This window comes from Pseudomonas rhizophila (assembly GCF_003033885.1).
Classification (GTDB): domain Bacteria; phylum Pseudomonadota; class Gammaproteobacteria; order Pseudomonadales; family Pseudomonadaceae; genus Aquipseudomonas; species Aquipseudomonas rhizophila.
In genome coordinates this window covers 372,281-397,232 of the sequence record NZ_CP024081.1, presented here as the reverse complement: position 1 = coordinate 397,232, position 24,952 = coordinate 372,281, and the positions used below count along the sequence as shown (strand labels likewise).

The 24,952-nt window shown below is 60.6% G+C and carries 21 protein-coding genes and 1 riboswitch; of the genes, 7 read left to right on the top strand and 14 right to left on the bottom strand.

Annotated features, from left to right (window positions below):
* The first annotated feature begins 204 nt into the window (after window positions 1-204).
* Complete coding sequence (locus tag CRX69_RS01810; protein WP_047225885.1) at window positions 205-951, top strand: DUF3298 domain-containing protein; 747 nt, start codon at window positions 205-207, stop codon at window positions 949-951.
* Here CRX69_RS01810 and cytX read toward each other — a convergent pair.
* Entirely contained in the window at window positions 920-2,212 is a 1,293-nt protein-coding gene (gene cytX / locus CRX69_RS01805) for a putative hydroxymethylpyrimidine transporter CytX (protein WP_047225886.1), read from the bottom strand. The two genes, CRX69_RS01810 and cytX, sit on opposite strands and share 32 nt — an antisense overlap.
* 169 nt (window positions 2,213-2,381) lie before the next feature.
* Window positions 2,382-4,271: a phosphomethylpyrimidine synthase ThiC gene (thiC, locus tag CRX69_RS01800; protein WP_047225887.1), complete on the bottom strand. Its 1,890-nt coding sequence runs from the start codon at window positions 4,269-4,271 to the stop codon at window positions 2,382-2,384.
* Between the two features lie 175 nt (window positions 4,272-4,446).
* Window positions 4,447-4,552: riboswitch (TPP riboswitch) on the bottom strand.
* Window positions 4,553-4,706: 154 nt separating this feature from the next.
* Here thiC and CRX69_RS01795 point away from each other — a divergent pair.
* Window positions 4,707-6,146 carry a TolC family outer membrane protein gene (locus CRX69_RS01795; protein WP_047225888.1) on the top strand — a complete coding sequence of 480 codons (1,440 nt, stop codon included), beginning with the start codon at window positions 4,707-4,709 and terminating at the stop codon, window positions 6,144-6,146.
* A 125-nt stretch (window positions 6,147-6,271) separates the two neighbouring features.
* Here the strand turns inward: CRX69_RS01795 and waaA are convergent, their stop codons facing one another.
* Complete coding sequence (waaA, locus tag CRX69_RS01785; RefSeq protein WP_107321435.1) at window positions 6,272-7,546, bottom strand: lipid IV(A) 3-deoxy-D-manno-octulosonic acid transferase; 1,275 nt, start codon at window positions 7,544-7,546, stop codon at window positions 6,272-6,274.
* Window positions 7,547-7,568: 22 nt separating this feature from the next.
* The gene (locus tag CRX69_RS01780) at window positions 7,569-8,459 is read right to left on the bottom strand and encodes a LysR family transcriptional regulator (RefSeq protein ID WP_047225890.1); all 891 of its coding nucleotides are present in this window, start codon (window positions 8,457-8,459) and stop codon (window positions 7,569-7,571) included.
* A 104-nt stretch (window positions 8,460-8,563) separates the two neighbouring features.
* On the opposite strand from CRX69_RS01780, the gene CRX69_RS01775 reads away from it, so the two are divergent.
* The 4 genes from CRX69_RS01775 to CRX69_RS01760 all read left to right on the top strand — a co-directional run bounded on the left by CRX69_RS01775 (window position 8,564) and on the right by CRX69_RS01760 (window position 12,086).
* The gene (locus tag CRX69_RS01775; protein ID WP_047225891.1) at window positions 8,564-8,896 is read left to right on the top strand and encodes a DMT family transporter; all 333 of its coding nucleotides are present in this window, start codon (window positions 8,564-8,566) and stop codon (window positions 8,894-8,896) included.
* Window positions 8,897-9,101: 205 nt separating this feature from the next.
* Window positions 9,102-10,277 (top strand): NAD(P)/FAD-dependent oxidoreductase, encoded by a 1,176-nt coding sequence (locus CRX69_RS01770; RefSeq protein ID WP_076382920.1) that lies wholly within the window; start codon window positions 9,102-9,104, stop codon window positions 10,275-10,277.
* Window positions 10,274-11,086, top strand: a complete 813-nt coding sequence (locus tag CRX69_RS01765; RefSeq protein ID WP_047225893.1) for an aldo/keto reductase — start codon at window positions 10,274-10,276, stop codon at window positions 11,084-11,086. Before CRX69_RS01770 ends, CRX69_RS01765 begins: the two co-directional genes overlap by 4 nt.
* Before the next feature lie 34 nt (window positions 11,087-11,120).
* On the top strand, window positions 11,121-12,086 hold the full coding sequence (locus tag CRX69_RS01760; protein ID WP_047225894.1) for a hypothetical protein: 966 nt from the start codon (window positions 11,121-11,123) through the stop codon (window positions 12,084-12,086).
* A gap of 152 nt (window positions 12,087-12,238) precedes the next feature.
* Here CRX69_RS01760 and hldE read toward each other — a convergent pair whose 3' ends face one another.
* The 5 genes from hldE to CRX69_RS01735 form a co-directional block, all read right to left on the bottom strand.
* A complete protein-coding gene (gene hldE / locus CRX69_RS01755; RefSeq protein WP_047225895.1) occupies window positions 12,239-13,660 on the bottom strand; it encodes a bifunctional D-glycero-beta-D-manno-heptose-7-phosphate kinase/D-glycero-beta-D-manno-heptose 1-phosphate adenylyltransferase HldE in 1,422 nt (473 codons plus the stop codon).
* Between the two features lie 90 nt (window positions 13,661-13,750).
* On the bottom strand, window positions 13,751-14,362 hold the full coding sequence (gene cysC, locus CRX69_RS01750) for an adenylyl-sulfate kinase (protein ID WP_173407452.1): 612 nt from the start codon (window positions 14,360-14,362) through the stop codon (window positions 13,751-13,753).
* Window positions 14,355-15,059, bottom strand: a complete 705-nt coding sequence (locus tag CRX69_RS01745) for a sulfotransferase family 2 domain-containing protein (protein WP_107321434.1) — start codon at window positions 15,057-15,059, stop codon at window positions 14,355-14,357. The genes cysC and CRX69_RS01745 overlap by 8 nt, the downstream gene beginning before the upstream one ends.
* 179 nt (window positions 15,060-15,238) lie before the next feature.
* Complete coding sequence (gene msbA / locus CRX69_RS01740; protein ID WP_047225897.1) at window positions 15,239-17,044, bottom strand: lipid A export permease/ATP-binding protein MsbA; 1,806 nt, start codon at window positions 17,042-17,044, stop codon at window positions 15,239-15,241.
* A gap of 15 nt (window positions 17,045-17,059) precedes the next feature.
* On the bottom strand, window positions 17,060-18,232 hold the full coding sequence (locus tag CRX69_RS01735; protein ID WP_047225898.1) for an O-antigen ligase family protein: 1,173 nt from the start codon (window positions 18,230-18,232) through the stop codon (window positions 17,060-17,062).
* A gap of 111 nt (window positions 18,233-18,343) precedes the next feature.
* On the opposite strand from CRX69_RS01735, the gene CRX69_RS01730 reads away from it, so the two are divergent.
* Window positions 18,344-18,949: a lipopolysaccharide kinase InaA family protein gene (locus CRX69_RS01730; protein ID WP_047225899.1), complete on the top strand. Its 606-nt coding sequence runs from the start codon at window positions 18,344-18,346 to the stop codon at window positions 18,947-18,949.
* Here the strand turns inward: CRX69_RS01730 and CRX69_RS01725 are convergent.
* The 5 genes from CRX69_RS01725 to CRX69_RS01705 all read right to left on the bottom strand — a co-directional run bounded on the left by CRX69_RS01725 (window position 18,935) and on the right by CRX69_RS01705 (window position 24,851).
* Window positions 18,935-20,038 carry a glycosyltransferase gene (locus tag CRX69_RS01725; protein WP_047225900.1) on the bottom strand — a complete coding sequence of 368 codons (1,104 nt, stop codon included), beginning with the start codon at window positions 20,036-20,038 and terminating at the stop codon, window positions 18,935-18,937. The genes CRX69_RS01730 and CRX69_RS01725 overlap by 15 nt on opposite strands.
* A gap of 48 nt (window positions 20,039-20,086) precedes the next feature.
* A complete protein-coding gene (locus CRX69_RS01720; protein ID WP_047226185.1) occupies window positions 20,087-20,851 on the bottom strand; it encodes a glycosyltransferase family protein in 765 nt (254 codons plus the stop codon).
* A 56-nt stretch (window positions 20,852-20,907) separates the two neighbouring features.
* On the bottom strand, window positions 20,908-21,864 hold the full coding sequence (locus tag CRX69_RS01715; RefSeq protein WP_047225901.1) for a glycosyltransferase family protein: 957 nt from the start codon (window positions 21,862-21,864) through the stop codon (window positions 20,908-20,910).
* 115 nt (window positions 21,865-21,979) lie between these two features.
* The gene (locus CRX69_RS01710) at window positions 21,980-23,110 is read right to left on the bottom strand and encodes a glycosyltransferase (RefSeq protein WP_047225902.1); all 1,131 of its coding nucleotides are present in this window, start codon (window positions 23,108-23,110) and stop codon (window positions 21,980-21,982) included.
* A complete protein-coding gene (locus CRX69_RS01705) occupies window positions 23,094-24,851 on the bottom strand; it encodes a carbamoyltransferase family protein (RefSeq protein ID WP_047225903.1) in 1,758 nt (585 codons plus the stop codon). The genes CRX69_RS01710 and CRX69_RS01705 overlap by 17 nt, the downstream gene beginning before the upstream one ends.
* Window positions 24,852-24,952 lie beyond the last annotated feature (101 nt).

The window sequence follows — 24,952 nt, the reverse complement described above, 5'->3', positions numbered from 1 at the left end:
GTTTGCAGCGGATCGATGCGAGGTTCCAGCCTCGGCTTCGCGCCATCCTAACGCGCCCGTACCGTTTGATGCAGCCCCTTTCCAGTCATCGGGATAGACGGCTGCCCTCAAAGCCACTCTAATGAGCTTAGTGGCGAACTGATTGCCCTGCCGACAGTCGAAGCGGGTAACTTTTCGCCTTTCCCTGTTTCATGAAGGACGCCCATGTCGCTTTTCAAAACCCTTTGCGTGGCCGCTATTGCCCTGACCCTGGGCGCTTGCCAAAGCCTGTTCCAGCCCAACTACCGCGCTCCGCTGGAAACCACTCGCGATGCCTCGGAACAACTACAACCAGGATGCGCCAGCGCCGACTGCCCCCTGGTCAACATTGACACCCTGCGCTTTCCCGCCGAGCCGGCCTTGGACGGCATTATCGAGAAACGCCTGCTGCAAATGACCCGCACCACACCGGACGCTCCGGTGGCGCCGACGCTGGCCGCCTACCGCGAGCAGTTTTTGCGCAGCGCCGCGCCGCGCAACAGCAGTTACTTGCAAGCCAAGGTACGGGAGCAGCATGACGGCTTGGTGATCATCGAATTGTCCAGCTACCTGGACACTGGCGGTGCGCACGGTACACCGGGTCGTGGTTTCATCAACTATTCACGCCAACAGCACAAGGTATTGACGCTGTCGGACATGCTGCTGCCGGGCCAGGAAGAGGCGTTCTGGAAAGCCGTGCAGGTCGCCCACAACAGCTGGCTGATCAGCACCAAACTGGATCAGGAACCGGAGTTCGTGAAGCAGTGGCCGTTCCAGAAAACCCCGAACGTGGCGCTGACCTACGGCGGCGTGATCCTCAAGTACCAAGTGAGCACCATCGCGCCATACGCCCTGGGCCACATCGAACTGAAGATCGCTTACCCGCGCCTCAATGGCATCCTCAAGCCCGAGCTGTTTCCCGGCCGTAGTTGAAAGCCCGGCCCAGTATCAGTTGCAGCAACCCTGCCAGGACCAGCGACGGCAGGGTGGCGCCGATGTCCGGGTAGAAGTTGGCCAGCAGGTGATAGGTGCTCACCCCGCCCAGCCAGGCCAACAGTGCCGGCCAGCACAACGCCGCTGACACGACCCGGCTGGCGCGCTTGCGCAGGATGAAGTGGTCCACCAGCACCACCCCGAACAGCGGTGCGAACACCGAGCCGATCAGCAACAGGAAATTCTGATACTGCGCCAACGGCGCGAAGCAGGCGATCAAGGTGCAGACCACGCCAATCGCCAAGGCCAGGTGCTCGACTTTCAACCCCGTCAGCATGCCGCTGGACACCGCCGCCGAGTGGATATCAGCGAAGGCATTTTCCGATTCATCCAGCAAAATCAGCAGCAGCGGGATGCCCAGCCCGGCGCCCGCCAGGGCCAGCAACAGCGCGTTGACTTCACCGCTCGGCGCGAACGCCAGGGTATAGGCCACGCCCAGGCTCATCAGCCAGAAATTACCGATAAAGAACCCCAGCGCGGTGCCGCCGAAGACGTTTTTTGCGCGTTTGCCGAAGCGTGAGTAGTCGGCAATCAGCGGCAACCAGGACAGCGGCATGGCTATCGCAATGTCGAAACCGACGGCAAACGGCATCGAACCATCTCCCGCCCGCGCCCACAACGCCGCCAGATCAGCCTTGGCAAACAGGTTCCAGGTCAGCCAGATGCACGCCGCCAACAGCAGCCAGATGCCCCACTTGCGCAGGACCTTACGCACGAACGTCAGCGGCCCGCTCACCGCCAGCAGGGTCGCCAGTGCGCCGAAAAACAACGTCCACAGCAGAGGGTTCGAGCCCAGGCTGCCCTCGCTGAAGGCCCGGGCGCCGAGCAGGCTGGCGGCGTCACGCATGACGATGATTTCGAATGAGCCCCAACCGATCAACTGCAACAGGTTCAACACCGCCGGCACGCTCGCACCCTTGCCACCCAGGCTGAGCTTGAGGGCGGCCATGGCCGACAGGCCGGTGTCGCTGCCGATCACCCCGACGGCCGCCAGCAGCAAGACGCCCACCAATGTGCCGAGGAAAATCGCCAGCAACGAACCGCTCAGGCCCAGGCCCGGCGCGAGCAAGGCGCCAACCTGCAAGACCATCAGGCCGATGCCGAGGGAGAACCACAGGGAAAACAGATCGCGGGCGCCGAAGACGCGCCTGTCCAAGGGGACGGCGGCGTCGGGGGAGTAGGTGCTGGGTTGGATGTTCAAAGTTGTTATCTCGGGGGATATTTGTTGTTCTGGCGATTGCTATCGCGAGCAGGCTCGCTCCCACAGGAGATTTGCGGCGAACACAAAATTTGTGAACAACCGAGATCCACTGTGGGAGCGAGCCTGCTCGCGATGACGGCGGTGAAGTCACCGCCGCCCTCAGCATTGATCAGACTTTCTTATAAAGCTGACTACCTTCCTTCTTGAACCGCTCAGCCTGTTCCGCCAAGCCCTGGGCGACATCGACATCCACCGCTTCAATGCGCTGGTTGGCCGCGTACTCGCGCACTTCCTGGGTGATTTTCATCGAGCAGAACTTCGGCCCGCACATCGAGCAGAAATGCGCGACCTTGGCCGAATCCTTCGGCAGGGTTTCATCGTGGTACGAGCGGGCGGTGTCCGGATCCAGGCCGAGGTTGAACTGGTCTTCCCAGCGGAACTCGAAACGCGCCTTGCTCAAGGCGTTGTCGCGGATTTGCGCGCCTGGGTGCCCTTTGGCCAGATCGGCCGCATGCGCGGCGATCTTGTAGGTGATGATCCCGGTCTTCACGTCATCCTTGTTCGGCAGTCCCAAGTGTTCTTTCGGGGTGACGTAGCAGAGCATGGCGCAACCGAACCAGCCAATCATCGCCGCACCGATACCGGAGGTGATGTGGTCATAGCCCGGCGCAATATCGGTGGTCAGCGGGCCGAGGGTGTAGAACGGCGCCTCGTCGCAGCACTCCAGCTGCTTGTCCATGTTCTCTTTGATCAACTGCATCGGCACGTGGCCCGGGCCTTCGATCATGCACTGCACGTCATGCTTCCAGGCGATCTTGGTCAGCTCGCCGAGGGTTTCCAGCTCACCGAACTGCGCTTCGTCGTTGGCGTCGGCAATCGAACCCGGACGCAGGCCATCGCCCAGCGAGAAGCTGACGTCGTAGGCCTTCATGATTTCGCAGATGTCTTCGAAGTGGGTGTAGAGGAAGTTCTCTTTGTGGTGCGCCAGGCACCACTTGGCCATGATCGAACCACCACGGCTGACGATGCCGGTGACGCGCTTGGCGGTCATCGGCACATAACGCAGCAGCACGCCGGCGTGGATGGTGAAGTAGTCGACGCCCTGCTCGGCCTGTTCGATCAACGTGTCGCGGAACAGCTCCCAGGTCAGGTCTTCGGCCACGCCGCCGACTTTTTCCAGGGCCTGATAGATCGGCACGGTGCCGATCGGAACTGGCGAGTTGCGGATGATCCACTCGCGGGTTTCGTGGATGTGCTTGCCGGTGGACAGGTCCATGACCGTGTCCGAACCCCAGCGAATCCCCCAGGTCAGCTTCGCCACTTCTTCTTCGATGGACGAGCCCAGTGCGCTGTTGCCGATGTTGCCGTTGATCTTCACCAGGAAGTTACGGCCGATGATCATCGGTTCCAGTTCGGTGTGGTTGATGTTGGCCGGGATGATCGCGCGCCCCCGGGCGATTTCGTCACGCACGAATTCCGGGGTGATGACTTTCGGCACACTGGCACCGAAGCTGTGGCCGGCGTGTTGCTGGTCCAGCAGGCCGGCGGCGCGGGCCACTTCCAGCTTCATGTTTTCGCGGATGGCGACGTATTCCATCTCAGCGGTGATGATGCCTTTGCGCGCGTAGTGCATCTGGCTGACGTTGGCGCCGGGTTTGGCGCGACGCGGGTTGTTCACATGGGCGAAGCGCAGTTTGGTCAGCTCGGGATCGGCCAGGCGTTCCTGGCCGAAGTTGGAGCTCAGTCCCGCCAGGCGCTCGGTGTCGCCACGGGCTTCGATCCACGGTGAGCGCACATCGGCCAGGCCTTTGCGTACGTCGATGATCACATTCGGGTCGGTGTAGGGACCCGAAGTGTCGTACACCACCACGGGCGCATTGATTTCGCCGCCAAAGTCGGTGGGGGTCACGTCGAGGCTGATTTCGCGCATGGGCACGCGAATATCCGGGCGGCTGCCCTGGACATAGATTTTTTGCGAGCGGGTAAAGGGCTGAACCGATTGCTCATCGACCTTGGCCGAATCACTGAGGTTGGTCGCGTTTTTTGATTTTGTCGTCATCACGGGCTCTCCAGACACACATCCAGGCAGTGGATTTTTGTCGGAGCGAACCTGTAACGAATGGACGCGTCCCTGCACGAGAGTGCGGACGCTGTGCTTGCTGCTCGAGGCTGCTCGAAGATCGAAAGTCGATTGTCGAACAACATCCCGGACGAAGCACAAGAGGACTCGCCGGGTGACGAGAAATCTTGTTCCCTACGCAGGCGCTAACCTGATCAGGTTCAACGGGATCCGAAATTATTCGATCTCAGCCTCATAGCAAGGCACCCCGACAAGAACCCGGCCAGTCTAGACACAACCACGCCAGAACGCCATCGCCAGGGCAAAAGGCGTGATGAATGGCGCATATACAGGATTGTTGCCGTGCGCGGGCGCAACTACACTCGCTACGCCGCGCCTCTTGTGCGCAATCATTTGAGAAGTAGGGAACGCCTCATGCTGCGCAAACTCTCACTGGCCCTTGCCGTGTCTTGTGCGTCCAATGGAATGGCCTGGGCTGCCGAAGCGCCCTTGACCACCAAAACCGATCTGGTGAGCGTGTACCAGGAAGCGGTGGACAACAACGCCGACCTGGCCGCCGCCCGCGCCCAGTATGGCGCCCAGAAAGAAGTGGTGCCCCAGGCGCGCGCCGGGTTGCTACCCAACCTGTCGGCCGGTGCCGACCTGAACAACACCCGTACCGAGCTCGACGAGCCCGCCATGACCGCCTCCCGTAGCGGTACGGTCTACCAGGCCACGCTGTCCCAGCCGATTTTCCGTGCCGATCGCTGGTTTCAGTTCCAGGCGGCGAAGTCGGTCAACGAACAAGCGTCGCTGCAACTCTCGGCCACTGAACAGAACATGATCCTGCAAAGCGCCGAGAGCTATTTCAACGTGCTGCGCAGCCAGGACAACCTGGCCTCGACCAAGGCCGAGGAAGCGGCGTTCAAGCGTCAGCTCGACCAGTCCAACGAGCGCTTCGACGTGGGTCTGTCGGACAAGACCGACGTGCTGCAATCCCAGGCCAGCTACGACACCGCGCGAGCCAACCGGATCCTGGCCCAGCGGCAGGTCGACGACGCCTTCGAAGCCCTGATCACCCTGACCAACCGTCAGTACAACTCGCTCCAGGGCATCGTCCACACGCTGCCGATCCTGCCGCCGGCACCGAACGACGCCAAGGCCTGGGTCGATACGGCCGCCAAGCAGAACCTCAATCTACTGGCCAGCAACTACGCCGTCACGGCCGCCGAGGACACCCTGCGTCAGCGCAAGTCCGGGCATGCCCCGACCCTCGATGCGATCGCCCAATACAAAAAAGGCGACAACGATGGCCTCGGTTTTACCAACCCCAGCCCCACCGGTCAGCGTTATGGTGGCGATGCCGAGCAACGCACCATCGGCCTGCAATTGAGCATCCCGATCTACAGCGGCGGGCTGACCAGCTCTCAGGTTCGCGAATCCTACTCGCAACTGACTCAGACCGAACAACAGCGCGAGGCCCTGCGCCGGCAGGTGGTGGAGAACACCCGCAACCTGCACCGGGCGGTGAATACCGATGTGGAACAGGTCCAGGCCCGCCGCCAGTCCATCATCTCCAACCAGAGCGCAGTGGAAGCCACGGAGATCGGTTACCAGGTGGGCACGCGCAACATCGTCGATGTACTCGATGCCCAGCGTCAGCTGTACACCTCGGTGCGCAACTACAACAACGCCCGCTACGACTACATCCTCGACAACCTGCGGCTCAAGCAGGCAGCGGGTACGTTGAGCCCATCGGATCTGCAGGACCTGTCGCGCTATCTCAAACCCGACTACAACCCGGACAAGGACTTTCTACCGCCGGATCTGGCACAGGCTGCGGCGGAGCAACTGCGCTCGCGGCCGACGCAGTAACCCCTCGGAGGGAAGCCCCCTCAGCAACCTCCCTGTGGGAGCAAGGCTTGCCCGCGATGAATACAACTCGATCGCCCTGGAACCGGGGCGCTTGCATCGCGAGCAAGCGTTGCTCCCACAGATACTCAGTCGATCAACCGCCCCAACCCCTCCAGTAACCGCTGCAACGCGCCCTGATTGGTGCGCATCACCGCAAGCCCCGCCTCGGCCATGCGCTGGGCATCGCGAGGCAGTTCGAACAGGCGTTGTACCGCCAAGGCCAGGCTTTCGGCGTCTTCGACTTCCGTCAGCGCCCCGGCCTCGCGCAGTTGCGCGGCAATTTCGAGGAAGTTGAACAGGTGCGGCCCGCTGAGCACCGGTTTGGCCAGTGCCGCCGGTTCCAGCAGGTTATGGCCGCCGTTGGGTACCAGGCTGCCGCCGACAAACGCGCTGTCGGCCAGCGCGTAGAGAAACAACAGCTCGCCCATGGTATCGCCCAACAGCACCGTGGTCTGGGCAGTGACAGGCTGTGCGCTGGAACGCCGCACCGTGGCGAAACCTTCGTTCTCACACAATTGATGCACTGAATCGAAACGCTCGGGATGGCGCGGCACCAGGATCAGCAACGCATCGGGATAACTGGCGAGCAACCGACGGTGGGCGGCCAGCACCACCTCATCTTCGCCTTCATGGGTGCTGGCGGCGATCCATACCGGGCGCTCCGTCGCTTGCCACTCATGGCGCAAGGCGCTGGCGCTTTCCAACAGTTGCGGGTCGATGGTCAGGTCGAACTTGATCGAACCGGTGACCTCGACGTTTTGCGCGCGGGCACCCAACTGGCGCAAGCGCTCGGCCTCGGCTTCGGTCTGGACAGCGAACAGGCTCATCTCGGCGAGCATTGGCCGGGTGAGTTTGGGCAAACGTGCATAACCGCGCGCAGAACGCTCCGACAGTCGCGCGTTGGCCAGGGCAACAGGGATGCCGCGCCTGGCGCATTGATGAATGTGGTTGGGCCACAATTCGGTTTCCATGATCACCGCGAGCACCGGCCGAACCCGATCGAGGAAACGGTTGGCCGCGCAGGGCAAGTCGTAGGGCAAATAGCAATGCTGGATGCGCGGCTCGTTGGCGAACAACGCCTGGATGCGCTCGGAACCGGTGGGCGTCATGCAGGTGACCGTGATCGGCAGTTGTGGATAACGTTGCAGCAAGGCGCGGATCATCGGCGCGGCGGCAATGCTCTCGCCCACCGACACGGCGTGGACCCAGATGCCTCCCGGCACCATCACCGGCAACCCCCAGGAAAAACGCTCGCCGATGCGCCGGGCGTAGGCCGGCGCCTTGCGTGCCCGCAACCAGAGCCGAATCGCTACCAGTGGCAGCCCCAGATAAAACAATGCGCTATAGAGAGTTCTGTTCATGGCGGCGGAGTTTATCGGGTTTTCAGCCGATCGCCTGCAACTGCACGGCAAAACGTTCCGCCAGCCAGCGCGCGGCCGGGCCCAAAGGCTCGTCGCGGCGCCAGACCAGTTCCACCACCAGGGCCGGCGGGGTCCACTCACTGTTGAGCTCGACCATATCCCCCAGGTACGCCGGGTACTGCACCACATGCCGTGGCAGCCACGCCCAGCCCAGGCCGCTTCTCAGCCATTCGGCCAAGACGTAGAAACTGTCGGCGCGCCAGACCTGCGGGCTGGCCTGTTCACTCCCGGGGTAGACACTGGACTGGGTCGCCATGAGCAATTGCCGATGCCGGGCCATTTCCAGGCAGGTCACGTAATCATGGCTCGCCAGTGGATGCCCCCTGCCACAGACCGTGACCATCTCGACGCTGCCCAGCACCCGGCGCTCCAGCGCTTCGGGGATCTGGTCGTGATAAAACAACAACCCCAGGTCAGCGCGGCGCTCCACCAGTTTGCGCGCCACATCGCCCTGCGCGGCGCTGGCCAGTTGTACCTCGAGGGTCGGGAACCGCTCGGCCAGGGCCGCCAGGCTGTCGATGACCGGCTGATAGGGCATCGCCTCATCCTGAGCCAGGCGCAACATCGCCTCCTGACCGCGCATCAGGGCCAGGGCCCGGCCATTGAGACGCTCACACTGGCGCAGCACTTCCCGCGCCTCTTCCAACAAGGCCTCGCCGGCTTCGGTGAGCTTCGGCTGGCGGCCACTGCTGCGCTCGAACAGCGTCACGCCCAGGTCGGTTTCCAACAACGCAATCGCGCTGCTAATGGCCGATTGAGCCTTGCGCTGGTCCCGCGCCACGGCGGAAAACGAACGTTTCTCGGCGACACCGACAAACAGCCGCAGCTGCTCCAGATTCCACAGAACACTCATGCCCCGACCTATCTCGTATACAGATAGGTAATGACTTTACCCCATCTGACCGTGCCCTAAAATGTCCACACAGAAAGACGCACCCTTCAAGAGGATTTTCGCCTATGAACGCTTACTACTACCTGGCCATCGCCATCTGCGCCGAAGTGATCGCCACCGTGTCGATGAAAGCGATCAAAGGCTTGAGCACACCCCTGCCTCTGCTGCTGGTGATCGCCGGCTACGGCATCGCATTCTGGATGCTGACCCTGGTGGTGCGCACCGTTCCGGTGGGCGTGGCATATGCGGTCTGGGCTGGGATGGGGATCGTCATGGTCAGCGTGGCGGCGCTGTTCATCTACGGGCAGAAGCTGGACGTGCCGGCGATGCTGGGGATGGCGTTGATTGTACTGGGGGTGGTGGTGATCCAGCTGTTTTCCAAGACTGCCGGGCACTGAAAACATGGATTAATGGGGCTGATAGCACATGTGTGGCAAGGAGAAATCTGTGGGAGCAAGGCTTGCCCGCGATAAAATGACGCGGTCTCTCTGGAACCGAGGCGCCGGTATCGCGAGCAAGCGTTGCTCCCACAGGTTGAGCGGCGAAAACTCCATCCATCGAGTCTGTATACTGCGCCCTCGTCTTGAACACTGAGGTCGCTGCATGCCATCCGTTATTTCCACCGACGTTCTGATTGTCGGCGCCGGAGTCGCCGGCCTCTGGCTGAATGCGCGCCTGCGCCGCCAGGGCTTTTCGACTGTGTTGGTGGAAAGCGCCAGCCTCGGCGGCGGGCAGAGCATCAAATCCCAGGGCATCATCCATGGTGGCGCCAAGTACGCCTTGCACGGTGCCCTCACCGGCGCCTCGGAAGCCATCGCCGACATGCCACGCCGCTGGCGCGAAGCCCTGGCCGGCGAGGGCGAACTGGATCTGTCCGGCGTGCGCCTGCTGTCCGAAGCTCACTACCTCTGGTCTCCCGGCACCCTGGCCGGCAACCTCACCAGCTTCTTCGCCAGCAAGGCCGTGCGTGGGCGGGTCGATCAGGTCAAGGGCGAGCAACTGCCGCCGGCCCTGCAAGACAAGCGCTTCAAGGGCAAGGTCTATCGCCTGGCCGAGTTGGTGGTGGACGTCCCCAGCCTGCTTGCGCGGCTGGCAGATCTGGCCGGCGATGGTTTGCTGGCCGGCAAAGATATCGAGCCGTTGCGCGACGGCGACGAACTGATCGGCCTCAAGGTTGATGGCCGCGAGATCCGCGCCCAGCGTATCGTCCTCAGCGCCGGGGCCGGCACCGCCGATCTGCTCAGTGCCCTGGGCCTGGAGCAACCGGCCATGCAGCGTCGGCCATTGCACATGGTGCTGGTCAAGGGACCGAGCCTCAAGCCGCTGTACGCTCACTGCCTGGGGGGCGGGCCGAAGCCGCGCATCACCGTGACCACCCACCCGGCCGCCGATGGCCAATGGGTCTGGTACTTGGGCGGCGACATTGCCGAAGCCGACGGCGTGGCCCGCGAGCCCGCCGCGCAGATTGCTACCGCCCAGAAAGAACTTGGCCAATTGCTGCCCTGGGTCGACCTCAGCGCCGCACAATGGGCCACGCTGCGGGTCGACCGCGCCGAACCGCTGCAATCGGGCCTGACCCGCCCGGACAACGCCTTTCTCGCCGAACAGGATCGCCTGCTGGTGGGCTGGCCGACCAAACTGGCCCTGGCCCCGGACTTTGCCGATCGAGTGATCGCCACGCTGCAACGCGATGGCATCACCCCCAGCCATCCGGCGCCATTGCCGGACCTGCAGAAACCGCCCATGGGCATCCCGGCCTGGGAGCAACTGCTGCCATGAGCCAACCGACCCTGCACGACTTGCATCGCCCGCTGGGCAATAACGGCCCGCGGGTTTCACCCCTGGGCCTGGGGACCGTCAAGCTCGGCCGCGACCAGGGGGTCAAATACCCCAACGGTTTCCAGATTCCCGATGACGACGAAGCGCGCATGCTGCTCAAACTGGCGCGTGACCTGGGCATCAACCTGATCGACACCGCGCCGGCCTATGGCCGCAGCGAAGAACGCCTGGGCCCGTTGTTGCGCGGCCAGCGTCAGGATTGGGTGATTGTCAGCAAGGTCGGTGAAGAGTTCAGTGACGGCCAGTCGCACCACGATTTCAGTGCCGCCCACACCCGACTCTCGGTGGAACGCAGCCTCAAGCGCCTGGAAACGGACTACATCGACATGGTGCTGGTGCACTCCGACGGCAACGACCTGGCGATCCTCAACGACAGCGAGGTCTACCCAACCCTGGCGGCGCTCAAGCGCGAGGGCAAGATCGGCGGCTTCGGTTTTTCCGGCAAAACCGTCGAGGGCGGTTTGAAAGCCCTGGAGCAAGGCGATTGCGCGATGGTCACCTACAATCTGAACGAACGAAACGAGAAGACTGTCATTGACTACGCAGCCTTGCATGGCAAGGCCATTCTGGTGAAGAAAGCCTTGGCCAGCGGTCACGTCTGCCTGAACCCTGGCGTGGACCCGGTCCGGGCCAGCTTCGAACTGTTGTTTGAACATCCCGGTGTCGCCAGTGCTATTGTCGGCACCATCAATCCGCTGCACCTCGCCCATAACGTCGCGACCGTAGCCAAGGTCCTACGTAAAAACTGACGCCGCCCTGCGCGGCCTTAAGGAAGGAGCCGACATGCCGCGCACGCTCATCAGAAAAAACCCCAGCAACTTCAAGACCCTGCCCCTGTTCGTCGAAGCGACACCCGAAGGCCTGACTTACCAGAGCGTCGGGATGCCATTGAACTTTTCCCAAACCCTGCAGCGGCGCCGTCCGGTGACGGTGGACGACCCCGAGCGTTTTTCCCTGGAACTGGCAAACCTCGGTGTCTCGGTGCGCCTGACCCTGCACTGGCAGAACCGCGACTATTGGGTGCTGGTGCGCCAGCGTCGACAGGACCGCGGCGACGTGGTGCTCAAGTTGATTTCCGGTTATGTCCCGGCCCATGAGCTTAACCTGCCGCTGCTCACCGCCATCAGTGAAATTGCCGAAGAATGCCTTCTGGAAACCCCCGAGGGCTGGCTTGGCGGACGCTTCAATGACACCTGGTTGCCCGCGCCCTACGCCACCGCCCTGCATTATCGTGAAGCCTTGCCGTTTCGCCTGACGCCGCTGTCCGGTTCGGCCCGCCCAGTGCGCAGCGCCAACCTGCAACTGATCGAGCGACCACGCGCCTACGTGCACCTGCCGACGGCCTCGCTGCAACTGATTTACGATTTGCGCCTGGATGTGCCTAAGGAAGCCAAGTCCCTGAGCCTGTTTCATGTGGATGAGCGCCTGGAGGGAGACCAACTGGTGGCGCGCCTGGACCGCAAGCGACCCGATCTTTACCTGATGCCGCTACAGGACGGCCAACCCTTGCCCGAGCTGTACACCTTGAAGAAGGATCAACTGTACCCGGCCAGCACCCGCGGGCTGTACCTGGCGGAGAGTTTTGCCAGGCAGGACGGCTGGCTGGTACGAGACGAGCGGATTCGCTGGAAGGATTGGCTGCACCAGCAAGGGCTGACGCCACCGGGCAAGGAGTCGGGGCTGACCCGGCTGAGGGGCAAGGCCCGGCAATTGCTCAAGAAGATTGTGCCGCGCAAGGTGGCTCGTTAACGTCATCGAGTTGGTGATGGGCCCTGTGGGAGCGAGCCTGCTCGCGATGGCGTTGGACCCGTCAGCCTCGATTTGGCTGACACATCGCTATCGCGAGCAGGCTCGCTCCCACAGGTTGGCGCATTGCCTGACACATTGTCACCAGCAAAGGCTCAGTGATTGCGGATCTTTTCCACAATCGCCGTCGTCGAGCTGTTTTCCACCAGCCCCAACACCTTCACAGTGCCGCCGTAGGCCGCGACAATGTCCGCTCCCACGACCTGATCGATCCCGTAATCACCGCCCTTGACCAGCACATCCGGCTTGACCTCGCGCAGCAGGTTTTCCGGCGTGCCTTCGCTGAAGCTGATCACCCAATCCACCGCGCCAAGACCAGCCAGGACCGCCATGCGCCGGTCGACGCTGTTGATCGGCCGCCCCGGCCCTTTGAGACGACTCACGGATGCATCGTCGTTGACCGCGACGATCAGGCGATCGCCCTGGGCCCTGGCTTGCTCGAGATAGGTCACGTGGCCAGCATGCAGGATGTCGAAGCAGCCGTTGGTGAAAACGATTGTCTCGTTGTGGGCACGGGCGTCGTCGACGGCCAGCAGCAATTGCTCCAGGCCCAGCACGCCCCGCTCGGAGCCTTCTTCGCGCTGGATCGCGCGGCGTAGCTCCGGGGCGCTGATGGCGGCAGTACCGAGCTTGCCGACGACAATGCCCGCCGCCAGGTTCGCCAGGGCCACCGCATGGGGCAGTTCCTCGCCGGCGGCGATGGCTGCGGCCAGGGTGGAAATGACGGTATCGCCGGCACCAGTCACGTCGAACACTTCACGGGCACGCGCCGGCAGGTGCAACGCCGGATGATCGGGACGCAACAGGGTCATGCCATGTTCGCCACGGGTCACCAGCAAAGCGCCGAGGTCGAGGTCTTGCATCAGCTGTGCGCCTTTGCTCACCAGTTCGTGCTCATCGGCGCAACCGCCGACGATGGTTTCGAATTCGCTGAGATTCGGCGTGATCACGCTCGCGCCGCGGTAGATCGAGAAATCCTTGCCCTTGGGGTCAGCCAGTACCGGAATGCCACGGGCACGAGCGGCCTGGATCAGCGCCTGATGGTTTTTCAACGCACCTTTGCCGTAGTCCGACAACACCAGCACCTTGACGCCTTCGAGCAGGTTATCGACCTCCGCCCCGAGGGCCAGGGGATCGGTGGCGAACGGTTCTTCGAAATCGATCCGCAACAGTTGCTGGTGACGGCTCATGACCCGCAGCTTGACGATGGTCGGCTGGTGCGCAACCCGCTGGAATATCGCCCGCACGCCGGCGCCATTGAGGCTATTGGTCAGGCTGTCGGCGGCTTCGTCGTCACCGGTCACCCCCACCAGAGAGGCCGGTGCACCAAGGGCGGCGATGTTCAAGGCAACGTTGGCGGCACCACCGGGACGGTCCTCGATGTGTTCGACCTTGACCACCGGAACCGGCGCCTCAGGGGAAATCCGTGAGGTACCGCCATGCCAATAGCGGTCGAGCATGACATCGCCGACCACCAATACAGGGGCTTGATCGAATCGCGGCATGGACAACTTCATGGAGCATCCCACATACAAAATGAACAGGGCCGCGATATTAGCACAGGGTTGGCGAAGGCTCGTCCATGGCCCTCCTGACCTGCGCTTTTTTCATTCCTTTTGCAGCAGTGCCGAAAGTCGGCCAACGGCTTGGGCCAGTTCCACCTCGCTGGTATCGATCTCACAGTCGGGCGACAGCGGCGCCTCGTAGGGGCTGTCGAGCCCGGTGAAATTCTTGATCCGCCCGGCGCGCGCTTCCCGATACAACCCCTTGGGATCACGCTGGGCGCAAACTTCAAAAGGCGTGCTTACATAAACCTCCAGAAAGACGCCCTGAGGGAACAATTTTCGCGCCGTCTCCCGATCAGCGCGAAACGGGGAGATTGCTGCCACTATCACGATCAGGCCGGCATCGACCATCAAGCGCGCCACTTCGCCAATCCGGCGGATATTTTCCTTGCGCGCCTCGGCGTCCATCCCCAGGTCACGGCACAACCCCCGGCGCAGGTTGTCGCCGTCGAGCAGGCAGGTGTGCAAGCCTTGCTGGTTGAGCTGCACCTCCAAAGCATTGCCCAGCGCAGACTTGCCCGCACCTGATAGCCCAGTCAGCCAGATACAACGCGGCCTCTGGGACTTGATCGCGGCCCGGTCCTTTGGCGCAACAGCCAGTGCGCAAGGGCCAATCTCTGACTTTGGCATCAACACCTTTGACGTTTCATTCATAGCCGAGCATCTCGTAGTCACGTTGATACACTCGCCGTACCAAACGGCGGGTACGCACAGAGCAGATTTCCCGGACCGGCAACGCCACGCGTTGCTGGGTACGATTTACGTGGGGCAACGTTGCAGTCAACCCCAAATGCTCGCACACCCTTTGATAATCACGGCTCAGGTACTCCTGATAACCGATGAAGTCCATCGCCAAGTGGCCAAGGGAGTCGGTGAGGAAATCCGTCTGGGCGGTGAAATGCAATTGCCGTGTAATGTTTTCCGGATGCAGCCAGCGGGCGACGAAATCATCGAAGTCCCGATAATGACTTACCAGGTTTTGTGCGGCATGATCGCGTGCTCCCAACGTATTCCCTCGCAGGAAAGCATAGGCCGAATATGTGCGCTCCAACGGGTCACGGACAAAAGCAAATTTGAAGCTGCCCGCGTACTGCTCTGGAAATTGCTCCTGGTACCAGTACAGCGGCAAGTGACCCGGGCTGTAGCCATCGAACATGCCCGTGCAAATGCTGCTTCCGGCGCACTTGGGCACATGGATGAACAGACAAGCGCGCTGCGCGAAGGCTTTGGGGAAGCGGCAGTTGGCTGACATCGATTTGTTCACGATCTGTCGGTCAACCACCGACAAGCGTCCCAACAAGAAGGAGCGCTGCGACTTGGGCAGCAGCTTCCAGAGATAACGTTGCAGCATTCGAATACCCGCGCGCCGGGGGTTACCCCCTAATGATCCAAAATTCGTTCAGCAGGACTTCCTGTAGTCGGAACCATATCAAGCGCGGGTCATAGATTTATTGTGGGTTGGTCACTACAAGTAAGCGATTAGATACAAATGCCTGCAGGAGCACAGCCCCCCACAGGCTTGACCCGTACTCAGGCGATGTCCTGAGTGGGAGCGTCCAATCCCATGGCGTGGAGACGAGCATAATAGCCATTCTGCGCCAATAGCTCGCTGTGAACACCACGCTCGACAATCCGGCCCTGATCCATCACCAGGATCAGATCGGCCTTTTCGATGGTCGACAAACGATGCGCAATGACCAGCGTAGTGCGGCCTTTCATGACCTGATCCAGCGCGGCCTGGATATGCCGTTCGGACTCGGTATCCAGGGCCGACGTGGCTTCATCGAGAATCAGCAACGGTGCGTTCTTCAATAGGGCCCTGGCAATGGCCAGACGCTGACGCTGCCCGCCGGACAACAGCACGCCGTTTTCACCCACCTCGGTGTCCAGCCCCTTGGGCAGCTGCGCAATAAAGTCCATGGCGTAGGCGTCTTCAGCCGCCTTCTCAATATCGGCCCGTGGCGCGCCGGCCAAATCCCCGTAGGCGATATTGTTGGCCACCGTGTCGTTGAACAGTGTGACGTGCTGGGTGACCTGGGCGACATGTCGACGCAGGTTGCGCAGGCGATAGTCTTCTATTTCCACCTCGTCGAGAAAAATCTGCCCGACGTCATGGTGATAGAAGCGCGGGATGAGGCTCGCCAGGGTCGACTTACCGCTACCTGAACGCCCCACCAGTGCAATCATCTGCCCAGGTGCCGCCGTGAAACTGATGTCCTTGAGCACCTCCCGATCAGCGCCAGGGTAGGTGAAACTCAGATTGCGAACCTCCAGACGGCCGCTGACGCGCTCCTTCTCGACCGTTCCCCTGTCGACTTCCGGCTCGACGTCCAGTTGTTCAAAAATGCTTTCAGCACCGGCCACGCCTTTCTGGATGGTGGAGCTGACTTCCGAAAGCTGGCGAATCGGCTTGGGCAACAAGCCCGCCGCGGTAATGTAGGCCACCAGATCGCCGGCCGTCGCATCGCCACGCAGAAAAAGCACCAGGAACATCAGAGCCGCCATGGCGGTGTAAATCACCAGTTGCAGCATGGGTGTATAGACAGCGCCGGTGCGAGTCATGCGCAGTTGTTTATCGGTATTACCCTGGCTGGCATTGGCAAAGCGCTGCTTTTCGTAGCCCTCGCCACCAAAACTGCGCACTACGCGGTACCCCTGGATGGTCTCGGACGCGACATGAGTAACGTCGCCCATGGCCACCTGGATTTTTTTACTTTGCTTGCGGAATTTTTTACTGGCGCTGCTCACCATTAATGCAATCAAAGGCAGGATCGCCAACATCACCAGCGTCAGCTTCCAGTTCATCCAGACGAGGTAAGCGAAGAGGAAGACCACAGTGAGACCTTCACGAATCACCACCTTGATAGCATCGGTGGCGGCGCCGGTAACCATGGTGACGTTAAACGTGATTCGGGAAATCAGATGCCCGGAGTTGTGCGTATCGAAGTAGCGGTTAGGCAGCACCAACAGCTTGTTGAACAGTTCGACCCGCAGGTCGTGCACCAGTCCCAGGGATACCCTGGCCAGGTAATAGTTTCCCAGGAACGACCCCAGGCCCTGCCAGGCAGCGATCAGAATGATCAGCAGCGGCACCGCCATCAGCAGTTTCAAGTCCTTGAGATACGGAACGGTGGGAAAGAGCACCGCATTGGGATTGCTCAGACCATCGACAAAATATTTGAGAATCCCCGCCAACATGGGTTGGGTGGACGCAAATATCACGAAGCCCAGGATACTCAGCAGGAAAATGCCAGCGTAGGGTTTGACGTATCCCAGCAAACGAAAATAGATCTTCAGGCTGGAATCCTGTTCCGTTTTGGGCGGTGCGTCACTCATTGTCGAGCTCACTGATTAAGAAGAACACGGAACTTTATCACAGGCGCCCGGCTTGGCCCGTGCCCAGACCAAAACCCCGGCCAAGCCGATCGGCAGCCAACTGATGAACCATTCCGCGCGAGGGGTTCCTGTCAGGCTCGCGGCGTCGAACTGCATCGCCAGGAATGAAAATACCCACATGCCCAGCACGCCTCGGCCCAGCAGGGTGTCCCGGGCACGCCAGGCTTCACGCAGCACAGCGAACCAGACAGTGCACCAAAGCAGCAGCCCAGGCAGCCCGAGCTGAATGGCAACGTGGCTGAACAGGTTATGCGCGTGATCAAAAGAGTGGCCTGGAGTCGCGACCCTGTAGTCACCCGCCAACCCCAAGCCACCCCACGGCCGTTCGGCGATCATATGCAGGCTCGACATTAAAATCTCGGGCCGATAGGACGCACCTCTGGCCATCACCAGCGGCTCAAGCAACCAGAAGGTCAGCATGGCCAGCACCACAGTCATGGCGGCGATGACCCGTGTACGCTGGTCGGTGCAGTAAAGAGGCATTGCCAGCACACTTAGCAACAAGGCCAGGGCCGCGCCGCGACTCTGGGACATCACAACAAAGACACCCAGCACAGCCAACGCCAACGCCCAAAGTACCTGCAACCCGATATGGCGCGGCACCCAGTGCAGCATCCAGACCGCCGCCAGCCCAATCACGTAGGTGCCCAGGATCGGATGGGAAAGCTTGCCCAACCCCTCCAGGCGCGCCACCCAGTTGCGCCCTTCAATGCCGTAGAAGTCGACAATCGACACCAGCGCGACGAGCGCAAGCCCCAGCCCTCCCCACTGCATGATACGAATCACTCGCTCGGGCTGACGATTGGCAAGGATTGGGAAAAACAACAGGAACGCCAGGATATAGAGCAGTCGCTTGGCTTCGCGGCCTGGCTCCGGCACCTCGGACCATAACAGTGTAATCAGCGCCCAGGCCGCCAACGCCAGAAGCGCCAGGTAAATCAACCGCTGGGCACGCCACACCTCCAACAGCCGATGGCGCGCTGACCAAGCGAAGATAATCACCGGCAACCAGAGAAACGCGATCAAACCTTGCTGATAGACCTTGTTGGTCGGTGCCAGGGCTATCGCCATCAAAAACCATAACAAGCCAAAGGCCATCCACACCTGTGCCCAACGCGTCGCGTACATCTATCGCTCCTAAACGGTCTACCAGCCAAAACCGGCATGGTTAAAACACAAACTTTTGGGCATCATGGCCCGCTACGGCACCGGTTCTTTTTTCAACAAGGCTTTCCTACGATGCAATCCTCACGGCTTCCCCAAGCCGCTTTGAATCAATTGATTGAAGGCGCCAGTATTCTGGAGGCCGACGGCCACGGCCCGAAAGTCTATCTGTTGCAGGATGGGAATATCCTCAAATTGTTTCGCCTCAAGCGGTTTTTTTCTTCGGCCCTTTTACGGCCTTATTCAGCGCGGTTCATCAACAACGCGACCCGATTGCAGGAACTCGGCGTGCCTACGCTCGAAGTGCTGGCCTTCTACAAATTGCAAAAGCCCGGCATGACCGCCGTGCTGTATCGACCTCTGCCAGGAAAAACCCTGCGTCAACTATCGAATCAGGAAAACTTCAGTTGGCAGCAGACCCTTCCGACACTGGTCGAGCTGATTCGCAGCCTTCACGCTCGTGGCATTTATTTTCGCTCATTGCACCTGGGTAACATCGTCGTCACTCCTGAGAACAAGCTGGGACTGATCGACGTGGCCGACATGCGCTTCCTGCGCTCCCCACTGCCACGCCGCCTTGTGCGTCGCAACCTGCAACATTTCGCTCGTTATATTGCCAGGGAGAACCTGAACGAGAGCTTTCCCATGCAGGCACTGGAAAGCGCCTTACTGTCTGCCTGAGATCAACTCCCGAGCAGTCTGGCTGAAACTCAGCCAAGCCTGCTCAGGGGCCAGCGCCTGGTACTGGGCCTGCGCCACGGCGTCGGCTGGAGCCTGTGAGGCCAGCGTAATCACCTCACTCCATGCCACTTCGTCATTGACCGGTGCGTACCAGCCGGTATCCCCCAGTTGCTCACGGAATACAGCGATTTCGCTGGCCAGTACCGGGATGCCTGCCAGTATTGCTTCCTGAAGGATCAGACCAAGCCCTTCGTCGAGTGACGGAATCAACACCCAGTCGAATGCCTTATAAAGCGTCGCGACATCCTCCAGATGCCCAGTCAACAAGACCTTGCCAACAAGATCCGGCTGGGCGATCCGAGCCTGGAGCGCATCGCGTCTCGGCCCTTCACCTACAATGACCAAGCGCCAATCGCCATGGCCCGACGCCGCTCGCGCGAACGCGTCCAACAAGCTGGCAAATCCCTTTTTACCCACCAGCCGGCCGACGGCACCAAATACACGCCGATCTGCAGAGGACAAACCCAAACGAGCGCGAGCCTCCTCACGGGACTTGAGTGAAGCCTGAAAGGCAACCGGATCGAACGCGCTGCGTAATGCAACGACCGGCAGGCCGAGTTCGTCCTGCAGCGACGTAGCCAAGGTCTCGGAGACTGCCGCCAGACTCAGGCGCGAAGCGGGAAACCCGCGCAGCAACTCACGGCTTGTAATGTGCAGGCGTGTCGCGCCATGGAAGATCACCACCACGCGGATCTGAGGCATGTCCTTGAGCACAGGCAAGAGAGTCCGGGCCACGCCCAGGCCATCGAGCAATACCACGCGGGCATCACTGTCGAGCAAAGCCTCCCGAAAACGGCTTCGCATCCAGGGTCTGAACAGGCGCCAGATGTGCCGCCCCTTGAGTCGGGCTGACGTCAGATTCCACTCATGCGCGGGCCCGACATCGACCTGACAGTCAGAAGCCGCCCCCTGCAAAAGCCAAGTTTTTACGGGCATCCCAGGCTCGATTCGCGAAAGGATCTGATGATGGACCTTGTGTACCGAAGCAAACGGCAAACCGCCTGCCCACATAACATTGATAATGCTCATCAAGCAGCAAACCTTTTATCGCCGACCAGGATTCGTGCTTCGAGACATCTAATAATTGATAATCCAGCCAACGCAGACTCCGAGCAAAAGAACCAGAAAGAGCTTGATTTGCTCTCTGCGTCTGCGACGCGCTTTGCGCTGACGCTCGACAGGGACTTCGACATGGACGCCGAATCCGGTATGCAAAACAGCATCCCCTTCCAGCGTGACCGCCGTCAAGTTCAGTTGCGCATAGCGAAGCGACAGTGCCTTCTCGCCGCCATAGCCCGCAAACGGGGCACACAGCTGATACTCCTTCAGGCGTCGCAGGCCGGGATTGAGGGAAAAACTCTGCCACTCGGGCTTGTCGGATATAAGCGGATAACACGGCACGCCGCCGACGATCTCACGCTCGCCCAGGCGAATGTAAGGGCTGTGTACACACAGGTCGTAAACATAGTTGCGCAGCCATACCTGTAGGATCTCTGGACGTAATTCGAGAATCTTGCGCGAGTCTTCTACAAAGGCCGGGCGATAGAACTCCCAGTCGTCTTCACAGTGAAAGATGTAAGGGGTCTTCACATGCCCGTACGCCAGGTCAATAGACGCCAATTGCCCCAGCTTCGGTCGATTGACTAATACGGTACAGCGATCCTTCCAATGCGCTGGGATAACTGCATTTACGCCCTCGTCGCCGGCATCTTCGGTAATGAAGACTTCACGAATCGGCGCGGTGTTGAAATGGTCGAAGCTCTCAAGGGTTCGCTTGAGCAGATCGAGCCGACCGCAACTGGTCACCACCAGGGTAATGTCACTTTCGTCGGAAAACTGCACCTGAAATACCATTTAGTCAAACGCCATCCGAACGCCAGATGGCTGAACGGTTCCCGTCAAACGCCCAATTTCAGGCGCAATTTTTCCAGCAGACTCAACGGTGCACGAGGCCGCAAGGGCGGCTCCAGTGCCTCAACGATTTTTTGCCCGATGCGTGCGAAACTGAACTGTTCCAGCGCCAGCTCATGGCCGTTGCGCGCAATACGATGGGCCAGTTCGGGGTCAGCTCGCAGTCGGTAAAGCTTTTCCTGAAGCTGCGCAACGTCGCAATACAACACCACGTTATGCATGTCCTGCAACCCCAGCGCACGCGCTTCATCGACCCCCTGATCGAAAGCCAGCAGCACACAACCACAGGCCATGGCTTCGAAATTCTTGATCATGAACTCGCCCATACCCACATCGGCGCTGACAAAAAAACGAATGCGGTTCAGGGTCTCGCAATACTCTTCCCCGGACTTGGTGCGGGTTACCACCAGCGGCTCAACGCGTGCCAACTCATCCAGCAGTATCTTGCGCCCACTGTAGGCGGCGCTGTTGGTGCTTCCTACAAAGGCCAGTTCGATATCCCGCTCGCGATTCTGATTTTGCAATAACGATTGATCGTAGCCTTTGGGTACGAACACCGCATCGAAACCTTCGGTGCGAAGACGTTGAGCAACCATGAAACCGGAGCTGATGACCCGCACCCATGGCAGACGACGATAATGGGCACTGAACTTGCCCGTGTATTTGCACGCAATGTAGTTCTGATAGGCGTCGTGTTCCAGGATCACCAGATTCGGGATCGTGCGAATGAATGCCGCCTGGCGGATCTCCTGCTTGAAGCGCAGGAAAAATACGATCCGATCGTAACGCGATACGTCCACGTGACGCCGGAAATACCCTCGCAAGTTACGCTGCTCATTGCTGTCGAGCCAGCGCAGGTCACACTCGCAATGGGCTGCCACGCCTTCATAGAGGCGGTCCAGGATGGCCCGCTGCTCTTTCTGGACCAAAAATAAAACTTTCATCGTCTTCCTTGCGGCACCGAACGACTTGATAAATAACCCGGTATCGCGCCGGGCGGACTTCCCCGCCTCATCATGCGAGGCTGCTACGCCGACGCCAACTGCGGATCTTATTGGATCAGGCCCTTGACGCCAGTTCGGCGACCATAGGCAAACGCCAGAAAGCCTCACGAGCAGCCCGATCGGAAAAGCGTTCACGCAAGCGATCAAGCATCAGCTCTGCACACCTGCGACGCTGCAACTCGTCCATGGCCGCCAAGTGTTGCAGTCCCTGCGCCATATGCTCGGCATCGCCTAGCGGAAATAAAATGCCGACACCCTCCACCACTTCCTTTGCTCCACCGCAGGCGGTGGCCAGTAGCGGCACACCGGCGGCCATGGCTTCGAGCAGCACCATGCCGAACGGCTCATGGTCAGAACTCAGAGCGAATACATCAAAGGCGCGAAAATAGCGACGCGCTTCAGGCACCTGACCGAGGAACAGCACACGGTCGGCAATGCCCAGTTCCAGCGCCAGTTCCTTAAGGTCTTGTTCCAGACGGCCCTTGCCGAGAATCACCAACTGGCTATTGGCGGGCAAATACTCCAGCGCCAGGGCAAAACCTCGCAACAGCGTGGCCTGGTCCTTGTCCGGGTGCAGACGGCCAACATTGCCGACAATCCAGGCCTGGGCATCCAACCCCAGGCTATGCCGCGCTTCGTCCCGGGACACCAGGCCAGCCTGTACGGCTTCCAGGTCGATACGGTTGTAGAGGGTCTGGATCCGGCTAGCCGGCCATTTCGGCAAGAGACGACGAATGTCGTCACGCACTGCATCGGAGACACCAAGCAGGCTCAGGCGTTTGCGGAAAAACTGGACGAACACCCGTCTGGTCAACCGCTGATAGTCCCCCAACGCGTGGTGCACTCCGATCACCGGCAGACCGGTAGCGAGCAAGGTGATGTAGATCGGCTTAAAGCGATGGGCGATGCAAAAACTGAAATTGCGCGAGGCGGCAATCTTTCTCAAATCGCTGATCGCGCCCAGCTTCAAGCCTCTGATGGCACTGGAGCTGTACTCCATGAACAGCACCTCGTCAGAGGCGCAACGGGCGGCCACTTCCGTATCGGCCGCCCCGGTAAGAAACACTGTCGTCACGCGATAGCCAGTGCCTGCGAACAGACTGGCATACTGACGGGCGCAGTCGAGGAACGGCCCATCGTAACCGTGACAGAACTGCAATACATGCCGCTCAGCCGAACGTGTCATATGCATCCACGCCGTCTTTGACCACCAGAATATCCTCCATGATCAGGTATTGCAGGTCAGAGCCAAAGAACATATTCAGAGCGTCCGTAGGCGAGCAGATCATCGGTTCGCCACGGCGGTTGAGTGAGGTATTCAGGGACACGCCGTTGCCGGTCAGTACTTCCAGGGCCTTCATCATGTCGTAATAGCGTGGGTTGTATTCACGCTTGAGTACCTGGGCCCGGGATGTGCCGTCTTCGTGGACGACTTCCGGCACGCGGGTTTTCCACTCTTCAGCCACTTCGAAGGTGAACGTCATGAACGGCGCGGGGTGATCGACCTTGATCATCTGCGGTGCGACCGTGTCGAGCATCGACGGGCAGAAAGGCCTCCAGCGCTCGCGGAACTTGATCTGTTCGTTGATGCGATCGGCCACGCCGCTGGCGCTCGGGCAACCGATGATCGAGCGACCGCCCAAGGCACGCGGGCCAAACTCCATGCGCCCTTGGAACCAGGCCACCGGGTTGCCGTCGACCATGATCTTGGCGATGCGCTCAGGGGTGTTGTCGATCTTGCGCCACGCAGGCTTGCTCGGATGGCGGGCGCAGGCGGCGATGACGTCTTCGTTGCTGTAGGCCGGGCCGAGGTAGACGTGTTCCATCTTCTCCACCGGCACGCCACGGGCGTGGGACACATAAGCTGCCGCCCCCACGGCGGTGCCGGCATCGCCGGAAGCCGGTTGCACGAACAGTTCCTTGACGTCGTCACGGGCGATGATTTTCTGGTTCAGCTTGACGTTCAACGCACAGCCACCGGCGAACGCCAGCTTGCCGGTTTCCTTGAGCACGTCGCCCAGATAGTGGTCAATCATCTGCAGCGCAAGCTTCTCGAACAGCGCCTGCATGCTGGCCGCGTAGTGGATGTACGGCTCGTCGGCGATGTCGCCTTCACGTTTCGGGCCGAGCCATTCGATCAGCTTCGGCGAGAAGTAGAAGCCTTTGCCCTTCTCTTTATATCGACGCAGGCCGATCACGTTGGCGTAGTCGGTATTGATCACCAGTTCGCCGTTTTCAAACGAGGCCAGGCGCGAGAAGTCGTACTTGCTGGCATCGCCGTAAGGCGCCATGCCCATGACCTTGAACTCACCGTCGAGCATCTCGAAACCCAGGAACTCGGTGATCGCGCCATACAGGCCGCCGAGGGAGTCCGGGTCGAAGAATTCCTTGATCTTGTGGATCTTGCCGTTTTCGCCGTAGCCGAAGAAGGTCGTGGCGTATTCACCCTTGCCGTCGATGCCCAGGATCGCGGTTTTCTCCTGGAAGCCCGAGCAGTGGTACGCACTGGAGGCGTGGGCCAGATGGTGCTCGACCGGCTCGATCTTGATCTTTTTCGGATCAAAACCCAGCTGCTCCAGGCACCAGACAATCTTGCGGCGATAGCGCTTGTAGCGACGGTTGCCCATCAGGATCGCATCGAGGGCGCGATCCGGGGCGTACCAGTAACGCTTGGCGTAATGCCAGCGCGCTTCGCCGAACAGGCTGATCGGGGCGAACGGGATTGCCACCACGTCGACGTCGGACGGCTTGATGCCGGCCTGTTCCAGACAGAACTTCGCCGACTCGTAGGGCATGCGGTTCTTTGCATGTTTATCGCGTACGAAGCGCTCTTCCTCGGCCGCCGCGATCAGCTTGCCGTCGATATACAGCGCTGCGGAGGGATCATGGCTAAGGGCGCCGGACAGGCCAAGAATCGTCAATGCCACAGGGGTCTAGCCTCTTAATGTCTGCATGCGAGGCGACAAACGCCTCGAAAAAAGATGTGCCGCACGCCGGGGCGCGGGGCAGCTAAAGGGCGGGATTATAG

Coding starts and splice junctions, on each gene's coding strand:
- thiC (WP_047225887.1), bottom strand. CDS start 4,271: ATGACGACAAAATCAAAAAACGCGACCAACCTCAGTGATTCGGCCAAG.
- CRX69_RS01730 (WP_047225899.1), top strand. CDS start 18,344: ATGCAATCCTCACGGCTTCCCCAAGCCGCTTTGAATCAATTGATTGAA.
- CRX69_RS01715 (WP_047225901.1), bottom strand. CDS start 21,864: ATGAAAGTTTTATTTTTGGTCCAGAAAGAGCAGCGGGCCATCCTGGAC.
- CRX69_RS01770 (WP_076382920.1), top strand. CDS start 9,102: ATGCCATCCGTTATTTCCACCGACGTTCTGATTGTCGGCGCCGGAGTC.
- CRX69_RS01795 (WP_047225888.1), top strand. CDS start 4,707: ATGCTGCGCAAACTCTCACTGGCCCTTGCCGTGTCTTGTGCGTCCAAT.
- waaA (WP_107321435.1), bottom strand. CDS start 7,546: ATGAACAGAACTCTCTATAGCGCATTGTTTTATCTGGGGCTGCCACTG.
- CRX69_RS01760 (WP_047225894.1), top strand. CDS start 11,121: ATGCCGCGCACGCTCATCAGAAAAAACCCCAGCAACTTCAAGACCCTG.
- CRX69_RS01710 (WP_047225902.1), bottom strand. CDS start 23,110: ATGACACGTTCGGCTGAGCGGCATGTATTGCAGTTCTGTCACGGTTAC.
- CRX69_RS01780 (WP_047225890.1), bottom strand. CDS start 8,459: ATGAGTGTTCTGTGGAATCTGGAGCAGCTGCGGCTGTTTGTCGGTGTC.
- CRX69_RS01810 (WP_047225885.1), top strand. CDS start 205: ATGTCGCTTTTCAAAACCCTTTGCGTGGCCGCTATTGCCCTGACCCTG.
- CRX69_RS01765 (WP_047225893.1), top strand. CDS start 10,274: ATGAGCCAACCGACCCTGCACGACTTGCATCGCCCGCTGGGCAATAAC.
- CRX69_RS01775 (WP_047225891.1), top strand. CDS start 8,564: ATGAACGCTTACTACTACCTGGCCATCGCCATCTGCGCCGAAGTGATC.
- cysC (WP_173407452.1), bottom strand. CDS start 14,362: ATGAATGAAACGTCAAAGGTGTTGATGCCAAAGTCAGAGATTGGCCCT.
- CRX69_RS01725 (WP_047225900.1), bottom strand. CDS start 20,038: ATGAGCATTATCAATGTTATGTGGGCAGGCGGTTTGCCGTTTGCTTCG.
- hldE (WP_047225895.1), bottom strand. CDS start 13,660: ATGAAGTTGTCCATGCCGCGATTCGATCAAGCCCCTGTATTGGTGGTC.
- CRX69_RS01745 (WP_107321434.1), bottom strand. CDS start 15,059: ATGCTGCAACGTTATCTCTGGAAGCTGCTGCCCAAGTCGCAGCGCTCC.
- CRX69_RS01735 (WP_047225898.1), bottom strand. CDS start 18,232: ATGTACGCGACGCGTTGGGCACAGGTGTGGATGGCCTTTGGCTTGTTA.
- msbA (WP_047225897.1), bottom strand. CDS start 17,044: ATGAGTGACGCACCGCCCAAAACGGAACAGGATTCCAGCCTGAAGATC.